Source organism: Pseudomonas sp. 2, from assembly GCF_056627435.1.
Window position 1 is genome coordinate 192,902 of the sequence record NZ_JBWXNG010000003.1, and the last position, 19,100, is coordinate 212,001.

Here is a 19,100-nt window from a genome sequence, read left to right on the forward strand (position 1 = left end):
GAAAATGGCCAGAGTCGAACAGTACCAGCGGAGAGTTGCAGAGCAGGGACTGCCCAACGTTCGGGCAACGCCGCAGTTCGTGGACACATCCGGATTGCAGCGCGGCCTATCTCAGGTCGGCGAGGTCGCTGCAGATCTGGCTATAAAGCAGAAACAGGAGGCCGACACCACAGCAGTTATCGGCGCCGATACCAGTCTCACGAAGAACACCAATGATCTGCTGTACAACCAGCAGACCGGCCTGTTCGCCAAAAAGGGCAAGGACGCCATCGGTGCCGTTGATAGCACCTTGTCAGCGTACGACCAGCACGTGCAGGACACGCTTTCGACGCTGAACAATGACGCCCAACGCAAGCGGTTCCAAGCGCTCGCAGCCAGTAAGCGCGAATCGCTGATGAACACTGCAAGCCAGTATCAGTTCGGCCAGATCCAGAGGTACCAGGACGAGACCGATACGGCCGCCATCAGCACTGCGATCGACACTGCCACCCTGAATTACAGTGATCCCAAACAGATCGGGCAGCAGCGCGATAAAGCCCTGGCGATTGTCGACTCACAGGGCCAGCGCAACGGGTGGTCGCCTGAACGCCTGGAGCAAGCCCGTATCGACGCCAGCAGCAAGGTTCTGTCCGGCGCAATCATGCGTATGGCTGACGGCAGCTCTGCTCAGGCCAAGCAGTATTACGAAGCCTCGAAGACCGGTCTGAACGCTGAAGCGCAGATCCGCTTAAGCAGCACCATCGAGCAAGCGCAGCGCCGCGAGGAAGCCGAAGCGCGTCAACGGTTGATCGAGCAGCGCCAACTGCAGGCGATTGCCCGCGCCGAGCTGCATGATCGCGTTCAAGATGCCAGCGCGGCCTATAGCCAGGGTTTCCAGTTCGCCAATCCGCCGAACAGGGCGGACTTCAATGCGGCTTATGGCAATGACAAAGGGGGCGAGCAGTACGAAGAGTTTTCGCGCGTTCAGGCTATCGCGCCAGCTATCAACGGGCTCGCCACGGCCGACGCGGCTGGTCGCAAGGAAATTTTGGACAACTTCAAACCTGCTGACGATGGCGTAGCGGGTGAAGGATTTGCACAGAAGAATCAGCTTTTTCAGCACCTCACAAACGTGAATAGTGCTCTGGAGAAGCAGCGGCAAAACGATCCCGCAGCATTTGTTGCGCAATATGCGCCGCCGGTTCGGCAAGCCTTACTTAATGCGCAGCAGCAGAACACTGCTGATGCCTGGACATCGTATTTCAACGCCTCAGCCTCTGAGCAGCGCCGTCAGGGCGTTCAGAATATAAAGCTGCTCCCAGACGCAATGGCTGGGCAGATCGCCGCCAACTTCAATAACCAGGTGGCAAGCGGTGAGGGCGACAACGCTGCTCAACTGATCGAGCAGATGCAACAACAGTTCGGCAAGAACTTTGGCCCTGTTGTTCGCCAGTTGGGCAATAAGCTGCCGTCAGAGGCTCAAGTGATCGCCACCGGCTTGCCAAAAGACGTGGCCGAGCGCATGGCGGCGGTGGCCCCCGTCAAGGACGAGGAGCTGAACAAGGGCCTGCAAAAGGGACAGGCCGACCAGATCAAACAGAACGTTGCCTCGGCCATGGCCGATTTCGCTCAGACCCTGCGCGGTCAGGCAGGCGGCATCGATACCTACGCCACCATGTACAACGCTGGTGTGCGTACGGCCACGGCCTACGTGCTGCAAGGCATGTCGCCTGACAAGGCCGCCCAGAAAGTCGCCGCCGGGATGGTGAACGACAAGTACGATTTCTTCGACACGTACCGCGTGCCTAAAGCTCTGGACACTGGATCAATTCGCCGCGGTGCAAGTCGTGCGCTGGACGATATCAGCGCAGCAGATCTTGCTCCGCTGCCTGGGCTGCGTGGTGTGACACCAGAGGAAAACGCCCGCCAGCTTGAGTCGGCAGTTCGCGACAACGGTGAATGGGTAACCAATGGCGATGAGACTGGTTTGACCCTGACCCTGAACGGCTACGCCCTGCGTGACAAGGACGGACGATTGGTTCAGCGCACCTGGCAGCAACTCCAGACTGAAAGCCAGAAAATCACCAAGGCTAAGGATAACGTCGTGTATCCGTGGACGGTGACACCATGACGATCTATGCCGGTGATGCGCTGACGCTTGATCGGCGGACGCTGCTCGATATTCCTGCCGACTCTGGCGACGTGGCGAGTGCTGCATTCGATGAGGCATTCAGCACAAACCCATCAACCGCCCTTGCCCGTATGGAATCTCTCAATACACAGGAGCAGGGGCGGGCTGTTGTCATGGGGCCTGAATCCTACCTGGCTGAGAACGCCGGGCGGCAGGAGCCAGAAACGCCGCTGATCGATGCGAGTCAGGCGCGTGACCAAGCAAAGGCCGCGGGCTTTGACCTGAAGATCCCCGATCAAGGCATTCGCCAAGGTGCGCTGGACATCCTCATAGAGCGCCAGCGTGAGCAGGTCGCCCGTCAACAGGTTATGGCCCGAGCTGGACAGGGCACGCTGCCTGCTCAGATCGCTGCCGGTCTCGGCGCCTCGCTGCTCGATCCTCTGAACATCGCGTCTGCTTTCGTGCCGGTGATTGGTGAGGCGCGTTATGCACAACTGCTGGAAGGTGCGTCTGGCGCATTGGGCAGGGCTGGCATTCGCGCTGGAGTCGGCGCAGCCGATGGCGCCGTGGGTGCTGCGATCCTTGAACCGCTGCCTTTGCTTGCCGCCCAGCAGGATCAGACTGAATACGGCTTGTCCGATTCGCTGGCCAACATCGCCATGGGCGGCGTTTTGGGTGGCGGACTGCACACGGTTGGCGGCGCTGTATCTGATGCGCTGCGCCGTCGACTCAGCCAGGTAGAGCCAGAAAGCCGCGTCGACACGGTTCTAAATGACTCACCAGGTGGCGCACCGGCATCCCAGGCCCGGTCGGTCGATGTAGGCCGTCTGCTTGATACCGATCCTGAAGCGGGGTTGCGCGCAGCGTTGCAGCGCGGACTGGAGGCCGACGAAGCCAACCTTCGGCAGAGCGCGCAGGCACAGGCCATTGATGAAATAAGGCCATCAGCAACAAGTGAATACATCTCTAATGCCAGAGATCTAAGGCTTGAAAGTCTTGACCTGACAGATCGATACATACGACTTTCTAATCGCGAAAGGGACTTGCCGAGGTCAGGCGAGGATCGCTCAACCACAAGGGCTGCCAAGGATTACATTGCCCAAGAGAAGAACCGCATTCAGGTTCGTAAGGCAGAGATTGAGGGCCAGTTAGAGCGAGTTCGATCTGGCAATTTGAGCGACGATGATATCGGTCGACTGTATCGCGGGGAGATTCCAGAGCGATTGGCCCCGCAAATCGAAGCTAGAGCCCGGCAGATCATGCAGGGTTTCCAGCAGCGGCCACTGGGCTCTGCCATTGCCACGGCCAGCGAAACCGCAGCGCAAGCGCACTGGACGACTCGGGAAGCCGCATTGCGCAGCGCGGTCTCTCAGGCCGTAAGCGGGCGCGACGTTGATGTGCAGAACCTGTTTGATCTGGCAGATCCAGTGAAAGCGCCTGCCGCCATGGATGCTCTGCGCCAGCCACAGGCGCGCCGGGTGGATACTGCCGGGGCCGCAGAGAGCCAGCGCGTCGACGCCATAGGCGAACCGCGTGACGACCTGGACGAGGCTCGCGCCGCGCTTGCCGATGAGCAGGCCCACGTCAACGACTTGCTTTCACAGCTCGACGACGAAGCCAGGCAAGCCGTGCAAGACATAGGGCGCGACCTGAACGAGGCGGCTGATGCCTATGCCGCCAAAGCCGAACAATATTCCAAGGCCTATAAGGCTGCGGCAGTCTGCGAATTGAGGAACGGTTAATGGCTCAGCTACCAGCAGGCATCAGCCCTTGCGCCGACGCGGTGCGCGCTGCCGTGGGCGATATTGAAGACAATGAGATTCAGGAAATCTTCTCTTTGTTGCGTGGTCGCCAAGCGGAGATCATGGCTCGCGAGGGCTCGTTGAGCAGCGAGCAGGCTGCACTGCGTGCCGCTGATGAGCTGGCCCGTCAGGCTGAATACGCTGCGATCATCGAAAAGCGCAACGCGCTGCTGAATACCAAGGCTCGGGCGCAAGCTATCAGCTTCGTTCGCAGCAACTTCGCTGACCGGCCAGACCTTGGCCTTGAATCTCTGCTGGTGGGAACGAACGTCGCCCGTCAGGGCTCTCGATCATCGATCGCTGCCGAGCAGAAGGCGTTGGGTGATGCCTACATAGGTGGCCTGCTGGCCGATCTTGATCGCGCAGACCTTACCGCCGTTCTGGCCAAGGGCGATTCAGACCAGGACATCGCCGACGCTTTGTGGCGTATTGGAAAGGATCTCGACACCAGCAAACTTAACCCGCAGGTGGTCGAGATTGCCCGCCTGATCCAGAAGTACCAGGAGGCGACCCGCATTGATGCGAATCGCGCTGGCGCAAGCATTGGCAAACTTCCGGGCTACATCGCACGACAAAGCCATGATGGCGAGAAGATCGGCGCAGCTGGTTTTGACAAGTGGTCACAGGACATCCTACCGCGCCTTGACCCTTCGACGTTTGAAGGCGTTACCAATGTGAATCAGTTCCTGCGCAATGTCTTCAATGGCCTTGAGTCTGGCGACCATCTGAAGTCGCCAAGCGATCAGGCGCCGAATGGATTTAAAGGCCCTGCGAACTTGGCCAAGAAGATCAGCCAAGAGCGCGTCCTGCACTTCAAAGACGGCGTGGCCTGGCATGAATACAACCAGCTCTACGGTACCGGCAACCTGCGTGAGGCCGTGCTGCGCGGTCTCGATATGTCAGGACAGAACACCGCCCTGATGCGGAGACTGGGCACCAATCCGGAAGCCAATCTGAACATGGTGGTCGATGTGCTGCGCGAGGATGTCAGAAAAGCCGGCGACAACGATGCGCTAAAGAACTTCAATGACGCAGCTCGCGGTACGGTTGCCAACCGATTCAAAGAGGTGAGCGGGCAGACCCGCATCCCCGGCAACGCCACACAGGCTCGCATCGCGGCAAACGTTCGTGCGTGGCAGTCGTTGTCAAAGTTGGGGGGCGCGTTACTCTCCAGCTTCACCGACCTGCCCGTTGCCGCGAGCGAGTTCCGGTATCAGGGCAAATCGTTCTTGGGTTCGCTAGGCGAAATGGCTGGTGGTCTGCTGAAGGGGCGCGGCACCGCCGAGCAACGCGAGATCCTGGCGAGCTTTGGCGTGTACGCCGACTCTATGCGCGGCGAAATCATGCGCCGCTTCTCTGCCGATGATTCGGTGGGTGGCAAGATGTCACGCGGCATGAGCCTGTTCTTCAAACTGAACGGCCTGTCGTGGTGGACCGACGCCAACAAGGCCAGTGCAGGGCTGATGATGGCCCACAACCTTGCACAGAACAAAGGGCGCGGCTGGGCTCGGCTGGACGATAACTACCGCCGCGCCCTGAGCCTGTACGGACTTGATGAGGGCAAGTGGGATTTGTTGCGCGGCATGGATACAAAAATGGCTGACGGCCGCGAGTACATGACCGCAGATGGCGTTGCCAGCATTCCTGGCGACCAAATCCAGAACTACTTGGCATCGGTAGGTCGACCTGTCAGTGAAGGCGCCGTGCGCGACGTGCGTGCCGACCTCCAGCAATCGCTGCGAACTTACGTCAACGACCGCGTAACCTACGCCGTCCTTGAGCCTGATGCGCGAACCCGTTCAATCATGAACCAAGGTACGCAGCCCGGAACCATTCCCGGCGATCTGTTGCGCTTTGTTACCCAGTTCAAGAGCTTCCCTGCTGCTTATATGCAGAAGACGCTGGGGCGCGAGCTGTATGGGCGCGGGTACGCCCCGACTGGGCTGTCGCAAAACTTCCGTGGCGGTCGAGACCTGGTCGCGGCACTGCGCAACGGGAATGGTGAAAAGCTGGGCATTGCACAGCTAATGCTGTGGACAACTGCCTTCGGCTACCTGTCGATGGCGGCAAAGGACACGGCGAAAGGACGCACACCGCGCGATCCTGAAGACCCGAAAACGTGGGTGGCCGCAATGGCGCAAGGCGGTGGACTTGGCATCTTTGGTGATTACCTGTTTGGTGAGGCCAGCCGTTTTGGCAACACCGCGCTGGAATCAGCGGCAGGCCCGGTGCTTGGTACCGCTGCCAACGCGGCAAACCTTTGGAACAACATCCGCAACGGTGACGATGCTTCATCCTCGGCGTTTCGCCTGGCGCTGAACAATACGCCGTTCCTGAACCTGTTCTACACCCGGATCGCGTTGGATCACTTGTTTCTGTTCTCGGTACAAGAAGCCATGAATCCAGGATCGCTGCGCCGTACTGAGCAACGCATTCAACAGCAGAACGCACAGACGTTCCTGATTCGCCCGTCTCAGAGCTACGCCGACCCCCTTGGAATCGCACGGTGAAGGGGTGTTCAGCCGCGGCGTGCGCTCGCTATAGTGCGCCAAAGCCACCGAAGGGATTCACCATGAAGAAAGCTATTGTCGCGTTGTTCCTGATGGCCGCGCTTGCAGGATGCGGTCATAAGCGAGTCGACTATTCACCCGCTGGCGATTCGATGAATCGTCAAGCCGCCGTTCAAGTCGTGGAGCGCGCCTTCTACGAAGACACTGGCAAGACCAGGCCAGAGTCAGTCAGCGTAACGCCTGACTTCATCCTGCTTTCAGACGGGATAGTATCGAGGGGTTCAAGCTTTGGTAGCGCCGCTCCGCTTGGTGACTCTGTGATCGCAGCAGGTAATTCGACATACGTTACCAAGGCCGCGGGCCAGCGAATCTATTTTGATTCTATTGCTGACACTGGCGTGTACCAGCACAAGATGAAGGGCAACCGATTTGCCGTTGTCCTTCGTGGTGCGGATGGATCAGAAATCCGTACCGTCAGACTCAGATCGCTAAAGCAAGCCGAGCAATTCGCCGATGCTGTTACCTACCTAAAAAGACACAAGGAATGATCGGTAGATCTTCAATAAACCCGCTTCGGCGGGTTTTTTATTACCAAGGAGAAAGTCATGCCCCAGCTAATCAACTCGGCAGTACCCGTCACATCGGCTGCGTTGACGGTGAATCAGTCGTTGAAGATGAGTCTGCAGCTATCTGTAACTGGGGCTGGCACAGTGTCGGCCAATGCTGTTCTTGAGGGGTCGCACGATGGTCAGGGCTGGATCAACATTGCCACGCTGGCAGCTTCTGGTAATGCCTATGCCACGGATGGCGGAACCTTTGAGACTTTCTTCCCCATGGTGCGCGGTCGATTGACTGGCGTGTCCGGCGGCACGGCCACGATGTTTTGGGGGAGCTGATCATGGACGTAACCAGCAGTTCAATCTTCGGACAGCTCGTTCGCCGGCTTTCTCAGCTCTTGAACGACTCGGGCTTCACTACGCCAGCCACCATCAACAGCACTGTAGTGCCGCGCTATGCAAAGCAGCACCTAACCCCAGCAGGCACGCCCGACACCTTGACTGTGACCTGGCCCGTTGGGCGGTTCAGCGACGTCCCGATCATGCCGGACCCCACGGTTGTTACCAGCGATACGACCTACGTCTATAAGGCCCGCGTCACAGCGTGCGATATCAATGGCTGCACCATCAAGGTAACCAGGCAGTTGGTCAACCTGACTATCTCCCTAGGTGCGCTTACGCTAAACCCGCCGGTCACTGCCTCTGTGGCCGTCAACGTCTTCGCCATCCAGCAGACCGACTGAAGAATACCACCCCCCCCCAAAGAACCCGCCTTGTGCGGGTTTTTGCATTTCTGGAGCATTGAAAATTGACGGTATCGACTACTGAAAGCTCGGTTGAGTACGCGTCCGGAGGCCCTGCCTTTCCGGTGCCATTCCGATTTCTGGAAAATGAGGATCTGGTCGTTACCCTCGTTAGACCAGATCAGACGACAGAAACGCTATCACTCGGATCCCAGTACACGGTCACGGGTACAGACAACGCAGAAGGTGGGACGCTGACTTCCTCCTATGCTGCAGGAGTCCTGGCTTTAGGTGGATCCTCGCTTGCGATTGATAGATCTCTTATTCCCACGCAGGAAACTGATCTGCGCAATCAGGGTCGCTATTTGGCAGAGACTCAGGAGAATGTATTTGATCGCCTAACGATGCTTATCCAGCAAGGGTTATCTATTTTTTCTCGCGCCTTGCTGCGCCCACTTGGCAAAAGTTATTTCGATGCCCAGGGCTATAGGATTGCCAACCTCGGCGATCCCACTGCCCAACAGGACGCTGTGACACGTGGATGGGTCGGAAGTTACATCGATAGCGTGAGCGGACTCGTAAACAACACCACAGGAATAGCTTACGACGGTGGCACGCTATTCGATTTTCTGAGGTTCAGCAACGCAAGGGTGGTGGCGAACCTTGCGGCTTTGCGGCTTCTCTCATCTTCAAGAAATCAGATCGCTCAGGTGATGGATCACAGTACCGCCAAGCTTGGTGGGGGTGGGCTTTTTTATTACGACCCTACCGATACAACCACTACTGATAACAACGGAACCGTTGTCGTTGCCATTGATGGTGGGCGCTGGAAGAGAAAAGTGTTCAACAGCACCATCAGCGTTTGCGACTTTGGTGCGCTCGGATCCTCGTCAAACGATGCGCCAGCCATTCAAGCGGCCATCGACTGGGCGATTGCTCAGAACCCTGCTACAGCCGAGGGGCCTATCTACAAGGTGGTCTCTCCACATGGACTAACGCTTTACATCACCGCCCAGCTGAAGATCCCTTGCCCGATCAAGCTGGAAATCAATGGGCCTCTCATTTGCACCGTTCCCGGAAGTTCGGCCGTGCTTGTTGGCGGCGTTGTTCCCACGCGTACCAATACTTTTTACGACCTCTACTTCGCAGGTCTGCGCTGCAACCCTTCCATTGGTAACACCGGGAACCCTACGGGCATCACCGCTGCCCAGAGCGGGATTGAAATGCGGTCGATCCAGTTTTCTCGCGTAAGAGTTGATCAGGTTATTGCCTTTAAGGGCTATGGCGTTTTCCTGAACTCTTCAAACAACGTCTTCTCTGGTCAGCACATCCAGGACAACGACATCATCCTTGGCCAGATCGCCTATAACGGGATTGGCGTCTATGCCCCGTCTGCCGACGCAGCGCTTGGTGCGGTGCAGGTTAACCGGATTACGGTGCAAAACATGATAACCAACTTCCAGCATATGATTCTGGGAGACACAAATGGACTGGATAACAACACGAATAACAACCAGATCAACGTGATTGCGATGGAGGGAAACACCAGCGGCGGATCTGGGGTGGAGATTCGCGGATCATTCAACGACTTCTATTGCCGCTACTCGTCGACTCCGATTGCGCTTGTCGCTCCTGGTGGCAGCAACGCCGTGTCCGTAGGAAACAACTTTCAAACGGGAGCATCGTTTTTCGACAACCAGACAAGCGGCATGAACAGCATGCAGACCGCCGGGCCGAATGCCGGTGTTATTCCGACGGCACTTGCTCAGTCTCCGAACAACACCTACACCAATACCTATGGTGTGCCGGTCAACGTGCATATTTCAGCAACGCTCACTCCTACAACAACTGTCGCGGCTGAGGCCAGGATCCGAGTTGGAAAAACGCCGGCCACCCTCACTGAGATGGCTGGCGCTTATGAGGGACCCGTGAGCACTCCTGCAACATCGCAGTGCCCACTCGTATTCAGGGTTCCATCCGGATGGTGCTGGCAAATTTTCACGCCTGACACCACTCGGATCGCGCTGAGTACTGCGAGTTTGCTTCCGGCCTCTGTTTCATAAACGAAGGCTACGCGCCTTCACTAAATCACTCTCGCGGCAAAATCTTCGCGCATGGCCGGGGTCATCCCCTCGGCCAGAGCGTCAAGGTAGTCCGCGTACCACTGCATCATCTCCCGCCGCTGCTTCAGGTAGGCTGCTTTGTTGTAGACGCCTGCCATCCCTTCCTCCTTATGCGCGAGCTGAGCCTCGACATAATCCTTCGGCCAATCATGTTCACGCAGCAGCGTGCTTGCTGTGTGTCGACTTCCGTGGCCTACCAGTCTTCCTTTATATCCAACCTTAGATAGCACCTGATTGATGGTGCCCTCGCTGATCATTGCGTTCTTTGGCCCAACCCCGGGGAACACGTAACGATGGCGTCCGGTCTGAGCGTGCAACTCCCTCAGCGCTGCGACAGCCTGCGTGCACAGTGGGATGATGTGGTCACGCCCCATCTTCATGCGCTCGCCATCGATCTCCCACGTCCCAGTGTCCAGATTTATGTCACGCCATTCAGCATGCCGTACCATGCCGGGACGGCTTGCGGTCCAGATTGTTAGCCATGTGGCCGTTCTACCGACAGGGCGGGCTTTGCTGTTCCTCATCCTCTTCATGAACTCAGGCAATTCAGGCTCAAGCAGGTGAGGGTACTGAACCGTTTTCGGCGCCGGAGCTGAGATCGCGACGAGGTCAGAGGCCGGGTTGTTCTCGCACAGCCCGCGGGCAATGGCGTGGCTGAAGATCCTTTGCAGCCAGCCGCGCACCTTCTTGGCGACGTTGTGTGCGTTGCGCTTCTCGATGCTCGCCTGCAAGGCTGCACAGTCACGGCGGTGGATGTCGTTCAGTTGCATGTCACCCAGCGCTGGCAGGATGTCTTTATCCAGGTAGGTGCGCATCTTGTCGAGGCTGGATTCTGCCAGGCCTGAATCGACTTTCTGCTGATACCAGACTTCAGCCGCTGCCCGGAACGTGCTGGCGCTGGCCAGGTCCTGCGCCTTCTTCGCCGAGTGCTTGTGATTGGCCAAGTCCACGCCGCTCTCGATCAGGTCGGTGGCATCCGCCGCTTTCTCCCTTGCACGCTTGGCCGAGGTGTCGGGATAGGCGCCAAGTCCATGCCATGACCATTTGCCGTCCGGCTTCTTGTATCGGAACTCCCATCGCTTTCGCCCATTCGCGGACACGACGAAGTAGAGCCGATCAATGCCATAGGCTTCGCGATACTCTTTTGCTTCGGGTTCAAGGGAGGCAAGGACGGTGTCAGCAAGAGGCCGACGCTTGATGTCTGATCGCTTCAATTCTTGTATGGCCGAGTCCGTGGTTTTCGCGAACATACACGGGACCATACACGGCGACAAGAAACACAGGGAAACAGAGGCAGACACACAGAAACAGAAAACCCGGCGCGGTGGCCGGGTTTGCTGGGTTTCTGGCACAGAGTGAAACAGCCAGAAATAGATGGTTGGTGCCCCGAGGGAGACTCGAACTCCCACTCCTTTCGAAAACGGATTTTGAATCCGCCGCGTCTACCAATTCCGCCATCAGGGCTTGTGGCGGCGGAGTATAGAGAGGTGCCTACCGTTGGTCAATCACGTTTCATGGTCAATTTTTTACTTTTCCGCTAAACTTCCCGGCCCTGCTAGACGAACCCCATCATGCGTGTCGCCGACTTTACCTTTGACCTCCCTGATGCACTGATCGCTCGCCATCCGCTGGCTGAGCGTCGTGGCAGCCGCCTGCTGACCCTCGATGGGCCGAGCGGGGCGCTGGCGCATCGCCAATTCGCTGATTTGCTGGAGCATTTGCGCCCTGACGATCTCATGGTTTTCAACAATACCCGGGTGATTCCGGCGCGTTTGTTCGGGCAAAAAGCCTCGGGCGGCAAGCTGGAGATTCTGGTGGAGCGGGTGCTGGATCAGCATCGCGTGCTGGCCCATGTGCGCTCGAGCAAGTCGCCCAAGGCCGGATCGATGATCCTCATCGACGGCGGGGGCGAGGCCGAGATGATCGCGCGGCATGATGCGCTGTTCGAGTTGCGTTTCGCCGAGCCGGTGCTGCCGCTGCTCGAGCGGGTGGGGCACATGCCGTTGCCTCCTTATATAGATCGTCCGGACGAAGACGCCGACCGCGAGCGGTATCAGACCGTGTACGCGCAGCGCGCCGGTGCGGTGGCGGCGCCGACGGCGGGGCTGCATTTCGATCAGGTGATGATGGACGCGATTGCCGCCAAGGGCGTCGAGACTGCGTTCGTCACTCTGCACGTGGGCGCGGGGACGTTCCAGCCGGTGCGCGTGGAGCGGATCGAGGATCACCACATGCACAACGAGTGGCTGGAAGTCACTCAGGACGTGGTCGATGCCGTGGCCGCGTGCCGTGCGCGCGGTGGCCGGGTGGTCGCAGTGGGCACCACCAGTGTGCGTTCGCTGGAGAGCGCGGCGCGTGATGGCGTGCTCAAGGCGTTCAGCGGCGACACCGATATCTTCATTTATCCAGGCCGGCCGTTTCATGTGGTCGATGCCCTGGTCACCAATTTCCATTTGCCTGAATCCACGCTGTTGATGCTGGTTTCGGCATTCGCCGGTTACCCGGAAACCATGGCGGCCTACGCGGCGGCGGTGGAGCACGGTTACCGCTTTTTCAGTTACGGGGATGCCATGTTCATCACCCGCAATCCGGCGCCGACTGCACCTCAAGGATCAGATGCGGCCCCCGAGGATCTCGCATGAGTCGCACCTGTCGTATGTCTTTCGAGCTGCTTGCCACTGATGGCAAGGCGCGTCGCGGTCGTCTGACCTTTCCCCGTGGCACCGTCGAAACCCCGGCCTTCATGCCGGTCGGCACCTATGGCACCGTCAAGGGCATGCTGCCGCGGGATATCGAGGCCATCGGCGCCGAGATCATTCTGGGCAACACCTTCCACCTGTGGCTGCGTCCCGGCACCGAGGTGATCAAGGCCCACGGCGACCTGCACGATTTCATGCAGTGGAAAGGCCCGATTCTCACCGACTCCGGCGGCTTCCAGGTGTTCAGCCTGGGCGCGATGCGCAAGATCAAGGAGGAGGGCGTGACCTTCGCCTCGCCGGTCGATGGCTCCAAGGTGTTCATGGGCCCGGAAGAGTCGATGCAGGTCCAGCGCGATCTGGGCTCTGACATCGTGATGATCTTCGACGAATGCACGCCGTACCCGGCCGACGAAGACGTGGCGCGCACCTCCATGGAGCTGTCGCTGCGCTGGGCCAAGCGTTCGAAGATCGCCCACGGTGACAACACCGCGGCACTGTTCGGCATCGTCCAGGGCGGTATGCACGAAAACCTGCGCATGCGCTCGCTGGAAGGCCTGAGCGAACTGGATTTCGACGGCCTGGCCATTGGTGGCCTGTCGGTGGGCGAGCCCAAGCACGAGATGATCAAGGTGCTGGATTATCTGCCCGGCCGCATGCCCGCTGACAAACCTCGTTACCTTATGGGTGTAGGCAAGCCCGAAGACCTGGTTGAAGGTGTGCGCCGCGGAGTCGACATGTTCGACTGCGTGATGCCTACGCGCAACGCCCGCAACGGTCATCTGTTCATCGACACCGGTGTACTGAAGATTCGCAACGCGTTCCATCGCCATGATGATTCGCCGCTGGATCCGACATGCGACTGCTACACCTGCAAGAACTTCTCCCGCGCTTATCTCCACCACCTGGACAAGTGCGGCGAAATGCTGGGTAGCATGCTCAATACGATCCACAATTTGCGGTATTACCAGCTGCTTATGGCTGGTTTGCGCGAGGCTATTCAACAGGGTACATTGGCCGCCTTTGTCGATACGTTCTATGCCAAGCGCGGGCTTGCCACGCCGCCGCTGGGTTGATTGACAGCCGGTCTTGATCGCTTCTTATTAAAATTATGCAACTGGAGTGCTAAATGAGCTTTTTCATTTCCAACGCCATGGCGGACGCTGCTGCGCCTGCTGCTGCGGGTCCGGCGGGTTCGGGTTTCGAGTGGATTTTCCTGGTCGGCTTTTTGGTCATCTTCTATCTGATGATCTGGCGTCCACAGGCCAAACGTGCCAAAGAACAGAAAAACCTGCTGAACAACCTGCAGAAGGGCGATGAAGTCGTTACTTCCGGTGGCATCGCGGGCAAGATCAACAAACTGACTGATGATTTCGTGGTGATCGAAGTTTCCGACACTGTTGAACTGAAGATCCAGAAGGGCGCCATCGCTGCCACCCTGCCTAAAGGCACCCTGAAAGCCATCTGATTCCAGTCTTTTACCAATCGACGGGGCGCGCAAGGCGCCCCGCGTTATAAGCAGGCGGCGTGATGTTGAACAAATACCCACTGTGGAAATACATCCTGATCCTGGTTGTACTGGGCATCGGCTTTATTTATTCCGCACCCAATCTCTACCCTGACGACCCGGCCATTCAGGTCAGCGGCGCAAGCACTGCGCTGCAGGTCAATCAGGCTGATCTGGATCGCGTGAGCAAGGCGCTTACCGATGCTGGCATCGCGGTCAAGGGCGCGTCTCTGGCCGAGAATGGCAAGGGCGGTTTGTTGCGTCTGACCAAACAGGAAGACCAGCTGCCGGCCAAGGATGTCGCGCGCAAGGCGCTGGGTGACGACTACGTCGTTGCACTGAACCTGGCACAGACCACGCCAAAGTGGCTGCGCAACGTGGGCGCGAGCCCGATGAAACTGGGTCTGGACCTGTCCGGCGGTGTGCACTTCCTGCTGGAAGTCGACATGGACAAGGCACTCAGTGCGCGTCTGAACGTCTACGAAGGCGAAGTCAAGAGCCTGCTGCGCAAGGAAAAAGTGCGTTATCGCAGCCTGCCGCAGGATGGTAATGCCATTCAGCTGGGCTTCAGCGACACCGATTCGCGTGAACAGGCCCGCAGCCTGATCCGCAAGGATTACAGCGATTTCGATATCACCACGGCTGACCGTGGCGAGATGCCGATCCTGCGTCTGGCCATGACCCAGGCCAAGGTCGCCGAGATCCGCGAATATTCGATCAAGCAGAACCTGACCACGGTGCGTAACCGGGTCAACGAGCTGGGCGTGGCCGAGCCGCTGGTTCAGCGCCAGGGTGCCAACCGCATCGTGGTCGAGCTGCCAGGCGTGCAGGACACTGCCGAAGCCAAGCGTATTCTGGGCAAGACTGCCAACCTGGAGTTCCGTCTGGGTGCAGGCCCGGATGACACCAAGGCCACCACCGAGATGTTCGAGTTCCGCGAAGGCGGTCGTCCGGCAGCCGCGGTGGAGCGTGGCCTGATCATCACCGGTGACCAGGTGACCGACGCCAAGGCGGGCTTTGACGAGCACGGTCGTCCGCAGGTGAACATCAAGCTCGACGGCCACGGCGGCGACCTGATGAGCCGCGCTACCCGCGCCAACGTCGGTCGCAGCATGGCGGTGATCTTCATCGAGCAGCGTCCGCAGACCACCTACGTCAAGCAGATGGTCGACGGCGTCGAGAAAGACGTGCCGGTGCAGACGTTCAAGGAAGACAAGAAAATCATCAGCCTGGCGACCATCCAGTCGCCGCTGGGTGCGCAGTTCCGCATCACCGGCCTGAACGGCCAGGGTGAGTCGTCCGAGCTGGCGCTGCTGCTGCGTGCCGGTGGTCTGGCCGCACCGATGTACTTCGCTGAAGAGCGTACCATCGGCCCGAGCCTGGGTGCCGACAACATCACCAAGGGTGTCGACGCTTCCCTGTGGGGCATGCTGTTCGTGTCGCTGTTCATCATCGCCATCTACCGTTTCTTCGGCCTGATCGCGACCGTGGCACTGGCCTTCAACATGGTCATGCTGCTGGCGCTGATGTCGATCCTGGGCGCGACGCTGACCCTGCCGGGTATCGCCGGTATCGTCTTGACCATGGGTATGGCGGTGGACGCCAACGTGCTGATCTTCTCGCGTATTCGCGAGGAACTGGCCAATGGCATGACCGTGCAACGTGCAATCAGTGAAGGTTTCGACCGCGCCTACACGGCGATTCTCGACGCCAACCTGACCTCGCTGCTGGTCGGCGGCATTCTCTACGCCATGGGCACCGGCCCGGTCAAAGGCTTCGCCGTGACCATGTCGCTCGGCATCTTTACCTCGATGTTCACAGCCATCATGGTGACCCGCGCAATGGTCAACCTGATTTACGGCGGCCGTGACTTCAAGAAGCTGTGGATCTAAGGGGCTGCCATGTTACGTACAATCAACTTCATGGGCGTTCGCAACGTTGCGTTCGGCCTGACCATGCTCCTCACGGTACTGGCGCTGTTCAGCTGGTTCCACAAAGGGCTGAACTTCGGTCTGGACTTCACCGGCGGTACGCTGATCGAGCTGACCTACGAGCGCCCGGCCGATCTCGGGAAGGTGCGTGAAGAGCTGGTCAGCGCCGGTTATCACGAAGCGGTGGTGCAGAGCTTTGGCGCCACCACTGACCTGCTGGTCCGTATGCCGGGTGAAGACCCGCAACTGGGCGCCCAGGTCGCGGACGCGCTGCGCAAGACCGGTGCCGATAACCCGGCCACCGTCAAACGCGTCGAGTTCGTCGGCCCGCAGGTCGGTGAAGAGCTGCGCGACCAGGGTGGCCTGGGCATGTTGCTGGCGCTGGGTGGCGTTCTGGTCTACGTGGCCTTCCGCTTCCAGTGGAAGTTCGCGGTTGGCGCGATCATCTCGCTGATCCACGACGTGGTCGTGACCATGGGCATCCTGTCGTTCTTCCAGATCACCTTCGATCTGACGGTACTGGCGGCGGTGCTGGCGATCATTGGTTACTCGCTCAACGACACCATCGTGGTCTTCGACCGGGTTCGTGAGAACTTCCGTCTGCTGCGCAAGGCGTCGCTGATCGAGAACATCAACATCTCCACCACCCAGACCCTGCTGCGGACCCTGGCGACATCGATCTCCACTTTGCTGGCGATCATCGCCCTGTGGATCTTCGGTGGCGACAGCCTGCACGGGTTCTCCGTGGCGCTGTTCATCGGTGTGCTGGCCGGTACCTACTCCTCGATCTACATCGCCAACGTGGTGTTGATCTGGCTGAACCTGCGTACCGAAGACCTGTTGCCACCGGTCACTGCCGAGCAGGTGGACGACCGTCCATAACGATTTGATCTGACCGGTCATCACGTTAGAAGGCGCGAGTGTGAACTCGCGCCTTTTTTTGTGCTCCAAGGCTGGGAGTAGCGTAAGAAATTGTTGCGCTGAATACGGTCAGGAGGTTCACGTGAACAAATCGTTGCTAGTTGGTGCGGTATTGGGTGCTGTCGGTGTGACCGCCGGCGGCGCTTTGGCCACCTATAGCCTCGTTAAGAACAACGGCCCTGAGTACGCTCAGGTACTTGCCGTCGAGCCTGTGAAAGAACAGATCAAGACGCCGCGTGAAGTGTGCAAGGACGTCGCGGTCACCCACCGCGCGCCGGTCAAGGACCAGCATCAGATCGTCGGTACGGTGGTCGGTGCCCTCGCAGGTGGCCTGCTGGGCAACCAGGTCGGTGGCGGCAACGGCAAGAAGATCGCCACTGTGGCCGGTGCGGTCGGCGGCGGTTATGCCGGTAATAAGGTGCAGGAAGGCATGCAGAACCGTGACACCTACACCACCACCGAAACCCGCTGCAACACGGTCAACGACATCAGCGACAAGGTCGTGGGCTACAACGTCAAGTACAAGCTCAACGACAAGGTCGGGCAAGTGCGCATGGACCGCGATCCGGGCAATCAGATTCCGGTCAACAAGGACGGCCAGCTGGAGTTGAGCCAGGCCGGCCAGCAATAAGCCTCGGCAGTTCCCCCAAAAACGCCCCTCATGCAGGGGCGTTTTTTTTTGCCTGATTTTTAGCCTTCAACCAACCCCGTAGCAGCACGGCTTGCCGGCGGGGACATTCTCAAGATCGCACCCGCCGGCAAGCCGTGCTGCTACGAAAAGCATTCATATGTAATAAATATCAAGTTGGTATTAACTATATATTTTTTATTTGAAATCCCGCCGCGTAAGCTTTTCCCAGGTGCCAAGCCACCTGACAAAACCAATAAAAAACAGCTACGCCATGCGGAAAACAACAATGCAAAAGAGCCCAATCTCTCTCGGCCTCACGTCTGCTGCCTTCGGACTGAGCCTGATCCCATGCTTTGCCGAAGCCGACTTCCTGGAAGACAGCAAGGCCGATCTGGAATTTCGCAACTTCTACTTCAACAGCGATTACCGCCAAGACGGCGCCAGCCAGTCCAAGCGCGATGAATGGGCCCAGGGCCTGATCCTCAACTACGAATCCGGTTTCACCGAAGGCACTGTCGGCTTTGGTGTGGACGCCATCGGTCTGTTCGGGCTGAAGCTCGATTCCGGCCCTGACCGCCGCAATTCCGGCCTGCTGCCGGTGGGCGACGAAAAGGCGCCGGACGACTATGGCCGCGCAGGCGTCACCGCCAAGGCGCGCATCTCCAAGAGCGTGCTGCGGGTCGGTACGTTGATGCCGAAATTGCCTACCGTGCTGCCCAACGATGGACGACTGCTGCCGCAGACGTTTCGTGGCGCTCAGGTGACGTCCAAGGACATCACCGACATGACCCTCAACGTCGGTCGGCTGACCAGCAACAGCGAGCGTAACGACAGCGGCCACGAAGACATCGAGGCCGAAGGCAAGGGGATCAAGGGTGGTCGCCCCAGCGACAAGTTCGATTTCGCCAGCGCCAGTTACAACTGGAGCAAGGGGCTGACCACGTCCTACAACTACGGCGGGCTGGAGAACAATTACAAGCAACACATCGTCACCCTGGTGCACAACTTTCCGCTGGGCGAGTCGCAGTCGCTCAAGAGCGACCTGCGCTATGCGCGCTCCCTGAAAGACGGCAACACCAACGTCGACAACACCGCTGTCGGCGCGCGCTTCACCTACAACGTGCTCGGCCACGGTTTTGGCGTGGCGTACCAACGCATGAACGGCGACACCGGCTTTCCGCATCTCGCGGGCACCGATTCCTTCCTCGTCAACTACGTGATGATTTCCCCGGATTTCGCCAACCCCGACGAGCGCTCGTGGCAGGCCCGTTACGACTACGACTTCGCGGCGGTCGGCCTGCCGGGCCTGAGCTTCATGACGCGCTACCTGCAGGGCGACAACTTCGCCCGTGGCGCCAAGGAAGGCACCGAATGGGAACGCAACACCGACATCGCCTACGTGTTCCAGAGCGGTGTGCTGAAGAACCTCGAACTCAAGTGGCGCAACGGCACCTACCGCAGCAATGGCGGCAACAACATCGACCAGAACCGGGTCATCGTCAGTTACACCTTGCCGCTGCTCTGAGTCGCATCCCTTCACACTTTTCCTCAAACGCGTACCCGCGGCTG

15 protein-coding genes and 1 tRNA gene are annotated in these 19,100 nt (G+C 58.9%); 14 read left to right on the forward strand and 2 right to left on the reverse strand.

Translation table 11 applies throughout. The features are described 5' to 3' along the window. The first annotated feature begins 4 nt into the window (after positions 1 to 4). From AC1MEK_RS06485 to AC1MEK_RS06515, 7 genes are all read left to right on the forward strand, one after another. Complete coding sequence (locus tag AC1MEK_RS06485) at positions 5 to 2,110, forward strand: hypothetical protein (RefSeq protein ID WP_480395445.1); 2,106 nt, start codon at positions 5 to 7, stop codon at positions 2,108 to 2,110. Next, positions 2,107 to 3,852, forward strand: a complete 1,746-nt coding sequence (locus AC1MEK_RS06490) for a hypothetical protein (RefSeq protein WP_480395446.1) — start codon at positions 2,107 to 2,109, stop codon at positions 3,850 to 3,852. Before AC1MEK_RS06485 ends, AC1MEK_RS06490 begins: the two co-directional genes overlap by 4 nt. Then, positions 3,852 to 6,422, forward strand: coding sequence for a hypothetical protein (locus AC1MEK_RS06495; protein ID WP_480395447.1), 2,571 nt, complete (start codon positions 3,852 to 3,854; stop codon positions 6,420 to 6,422). Before AC1MEK_RS06490 ends, AC1MEK_RS06495 begins: the two co-directional genes overlap by 1 nt. A gap of 62 nt (positions 6,423 to 6,484) precedes the next feature. Continuing rightward, a complete protein-coding gene (locus tag AC1MEK_RS06500) occupies positions 6,485 to 6,970 on the forward strand; it encodes a hypothetical protein (protein WP_480395448.1) in 486 nt (161 codons plus the stop codon). A 57-nt stretch (positions 6,971 to 7,027) separates the two neighbouring features. Next, positions 7,028 to 7,318: a hypothetical protein gene (locus tag AC1MEK_RS06505; RefSeq protein WP_480395449.1), complete on the forward strand. Its 291-nt coding sequence runs from the start codon at positions 7,028 to 7,030 to the stop codon at positions 7,316 to 7,318. A 2-nt stretch (positions 7,319 to 7,320) separates the two neighbouring features. Continuing rightward, complete coding sequence (locus AC1MEK_RS06510; protein WP_480395450.1) at positions 7,321 to 7,722, forward strand: hypothetical protein; 402 nt, start codon at positions 7,321 to 7,323, stop codon at positions 7,720 to 7,722. Between the two features lie 65 nt (positions 7,723 to 7,787). Further along, on the forward strand, positions 7,788 to 9,785 hold the full coding sequence (locus AC1MEK_RS06515) for a hypothetical protein (protein ID WP_480395451.1): 1,998 nt from the start codon (positions 7,788 to 7,790) through the stop codon (positions 9,783 to 9,785). Positions 9,786 to 9,805: 20 nt separating this feature from the next. On the opposite strand, the gene AC1MEK_RS06520 is transcribed toward AC1MEK_RS06515, so the two are convergent. After that, entirely contained in the window at positions 9,806 to 11,059 is a 1,254-nt protein-coding gene (locus AC1MEK_RS06520) for a tyrosine-type recombinase/integrase (RefSeq protein ID WP_480395664.1), read from the reverse strand. A 165-nt stretch (positions 11,060 to 11,224) separates the two neighbouring features. Beyond that, positions 11,225 to 11,309, reverse strand: a tRNA-Leu gene (locus AC1MEK_RS06525). 107 nt (positions 11,310 to 11,416) lie between these two features. Between AC1MEK_RS06525 and queA the strand changes: the two genes are divergently transcribed. From queA to AC1MEK_RS06560, 7 genes are all read left to right on the forward strand, one after another. After that, positions 11,417 to 12,487: a tRNA preQ1(34) S-adenosylmethionine ribosyltransferase-isomerase QueA gene (gene queA / locus AC1MEK_RS06530; protein WP_480395452.1), complete on the forward strand. Its 1,071-nt coding sequence runs from the start codon at positions 11,417 to 11,419 to the stop codon at positions 12,485 to 12,487. Between the two features lie 14 nt (positions 12,488 to 12,501). Continuing rightward, positions 12,502 to 13,617, forward strand: a complete 1,116-nt coding sequence (tgt, locus tag AC1MEK_RS06535) for a tRNA guanosine(34) transglycosylase Tgt (RefSeq protein WP_480395665.1) — start codon at positions 12,502 to 12,504, stop codon at positions 13,615 to 13,617. 53 nt (positions 13,618 to 13,670) lie between these two features. Continuing rightward, complete coding sequence (gene yajC, locus AC1MEK_RS06540) at positions 13,671 to 14,009, forward strand: preprotein translocase subunit YajC (protein ID WP_480395453.1); 339 nt, start codon at positions 13,671 to 13,673, stop codon at positions 14,007 to 14,009. Positions 14,010 to 14,071: 62 nt separating this feature from the next. Continuing rightward, positions 14,072 to 15,940: a protein translocase subunit SecD gene (secD, locus tag AC1MEK_RS06545; protein ID WP_480395454.1), complete on the forward strand. Its 1,869-nt coding sequence runs from the start codon at positions 14,072 to 14,074 to the stop codon at positions 15,938 to 15,940. Positions 15,941 to 15,949: 9 nt separating this feature from the next. Beyond that, on the forward strand, positions 15,950 to 16,861 hold the full coding sequence (gene secF / locus AC1MEK_RS06550; RefSeq protein WP_480395455.1) for a protein translocase subunit SecF: 912 nt from the start codon (positions 15,950 to 15,952) through the stop codon (positions 16,859 to 16,861). A 121-nt stretch (positions 16,862 to 16,982) separates the two neighbouring features. Continuing rightward, the gene (locus tag AC1MEK_RS06555) at positions 16,983 to 17,531 is read left to right on the forward strand and encodes a glycine zipper 2TM domain-containing protein (protein WP_480395456.1); all 549 of its coding nucleotides are present in this window, start codon (positions 16,983 to 16,985) and stop codon (positions 17,529 to 17,531) included. 286 nt (positions 17,532 to 17,817) lie between these two features. Continuing rightward, positions 17,818 to 19,056 (forward strand): OprD family porin, encoded by a 1,239-nt coding sequence (locus AC1MEK_RS06560; RefSeq protein WP_480395457.1) that lies wholly within the window; start codon positions 17,818 to 17,820, stop codon positions 19,054 to 19,056. Positions 19,057 to 19,100: the final 44 nt, after the last annotated feature.

Coding starts and splice junctions, on each gene's coding strand:
- AC1MEK_RS06485 (WP_480395445.1), top strand. CDS start 5: ATGGCCAGAGTCGAACAGTACCAGCGGAGAGTTGCAGAGCAGGGACTG.
- AC1MEK_RS06490 (WP_480395446.1), top strand. CDS start 2,107: ATGACGATCTATGCCGGTGATGCGCTGACGCTTGATCGGCGGACGCTG.
- AC1MEK_RS06495 (WP_480395447.1), top strand. CDS start 3,852: ATGGCTCAGCTACCAGCAGGCATCAGCCCTTGCGCCGACGCGGTGCGC.
- AC1MEK_RS06500 (WP_480395448.1), top strand. CDS start 6,485: ATGAAGAAAGCTATTGTCGCGTTGTTCCTGATGGCCGCGCTTGCAGGA.
- AC1MEK_RS06505 (WP_480395449.1), top strand. CDS start 7,028: ATGCCCCAGCTAATCAACTCGGCAGTACCCGTCACATCGGCTGCGTTG.
- AC1MEK_RS06510 (WP_480395450.1), top strand. CDS start 7,321: ATGGACGTAACCAGCAGTTCAATCTTCGGACAGCTCGTTCGCCGGCTT.
- queA (WP_480395452.1), top strand. CDS start 11,417: ATGCGTGTCGCCGACTTTACCTTTGACCTCCCTGATGCACTGATCGCT.
- tgt (WP_480395665.1), top strand. CDS start 12,502: ATGTCTTTCGAGCTGCTTGCCACTGATGGCAAGGCGCGTCGCGGTCGT.
- yajC (WP_480395453.1), top strand. CDS start 13,671: ATGAGCTTTTTCATTTCCAACGCCATGGCGGACGCTGCTGCGCCTGCT.
- secD (WP_480395454.1), top strand. CDS start 14,072: ATGTTGAACAAATACCCACTGTGGAAATACATCCTGATCCTGGTTGTA.
- secF (WP_480395455.1), top strand. CDS start 15,950: ATGTTACGTACAATCAACTTCATGGGCGTTCGCAACGTTGCGTTCGGC.
- AC1MEK_RS06560 (WP_480395457.1), top strand. CDS start 17,818: ATGCAAAAGAGCCCAATCTCTCTCGGCCTCACGTCTGCTGCCTTCGGA.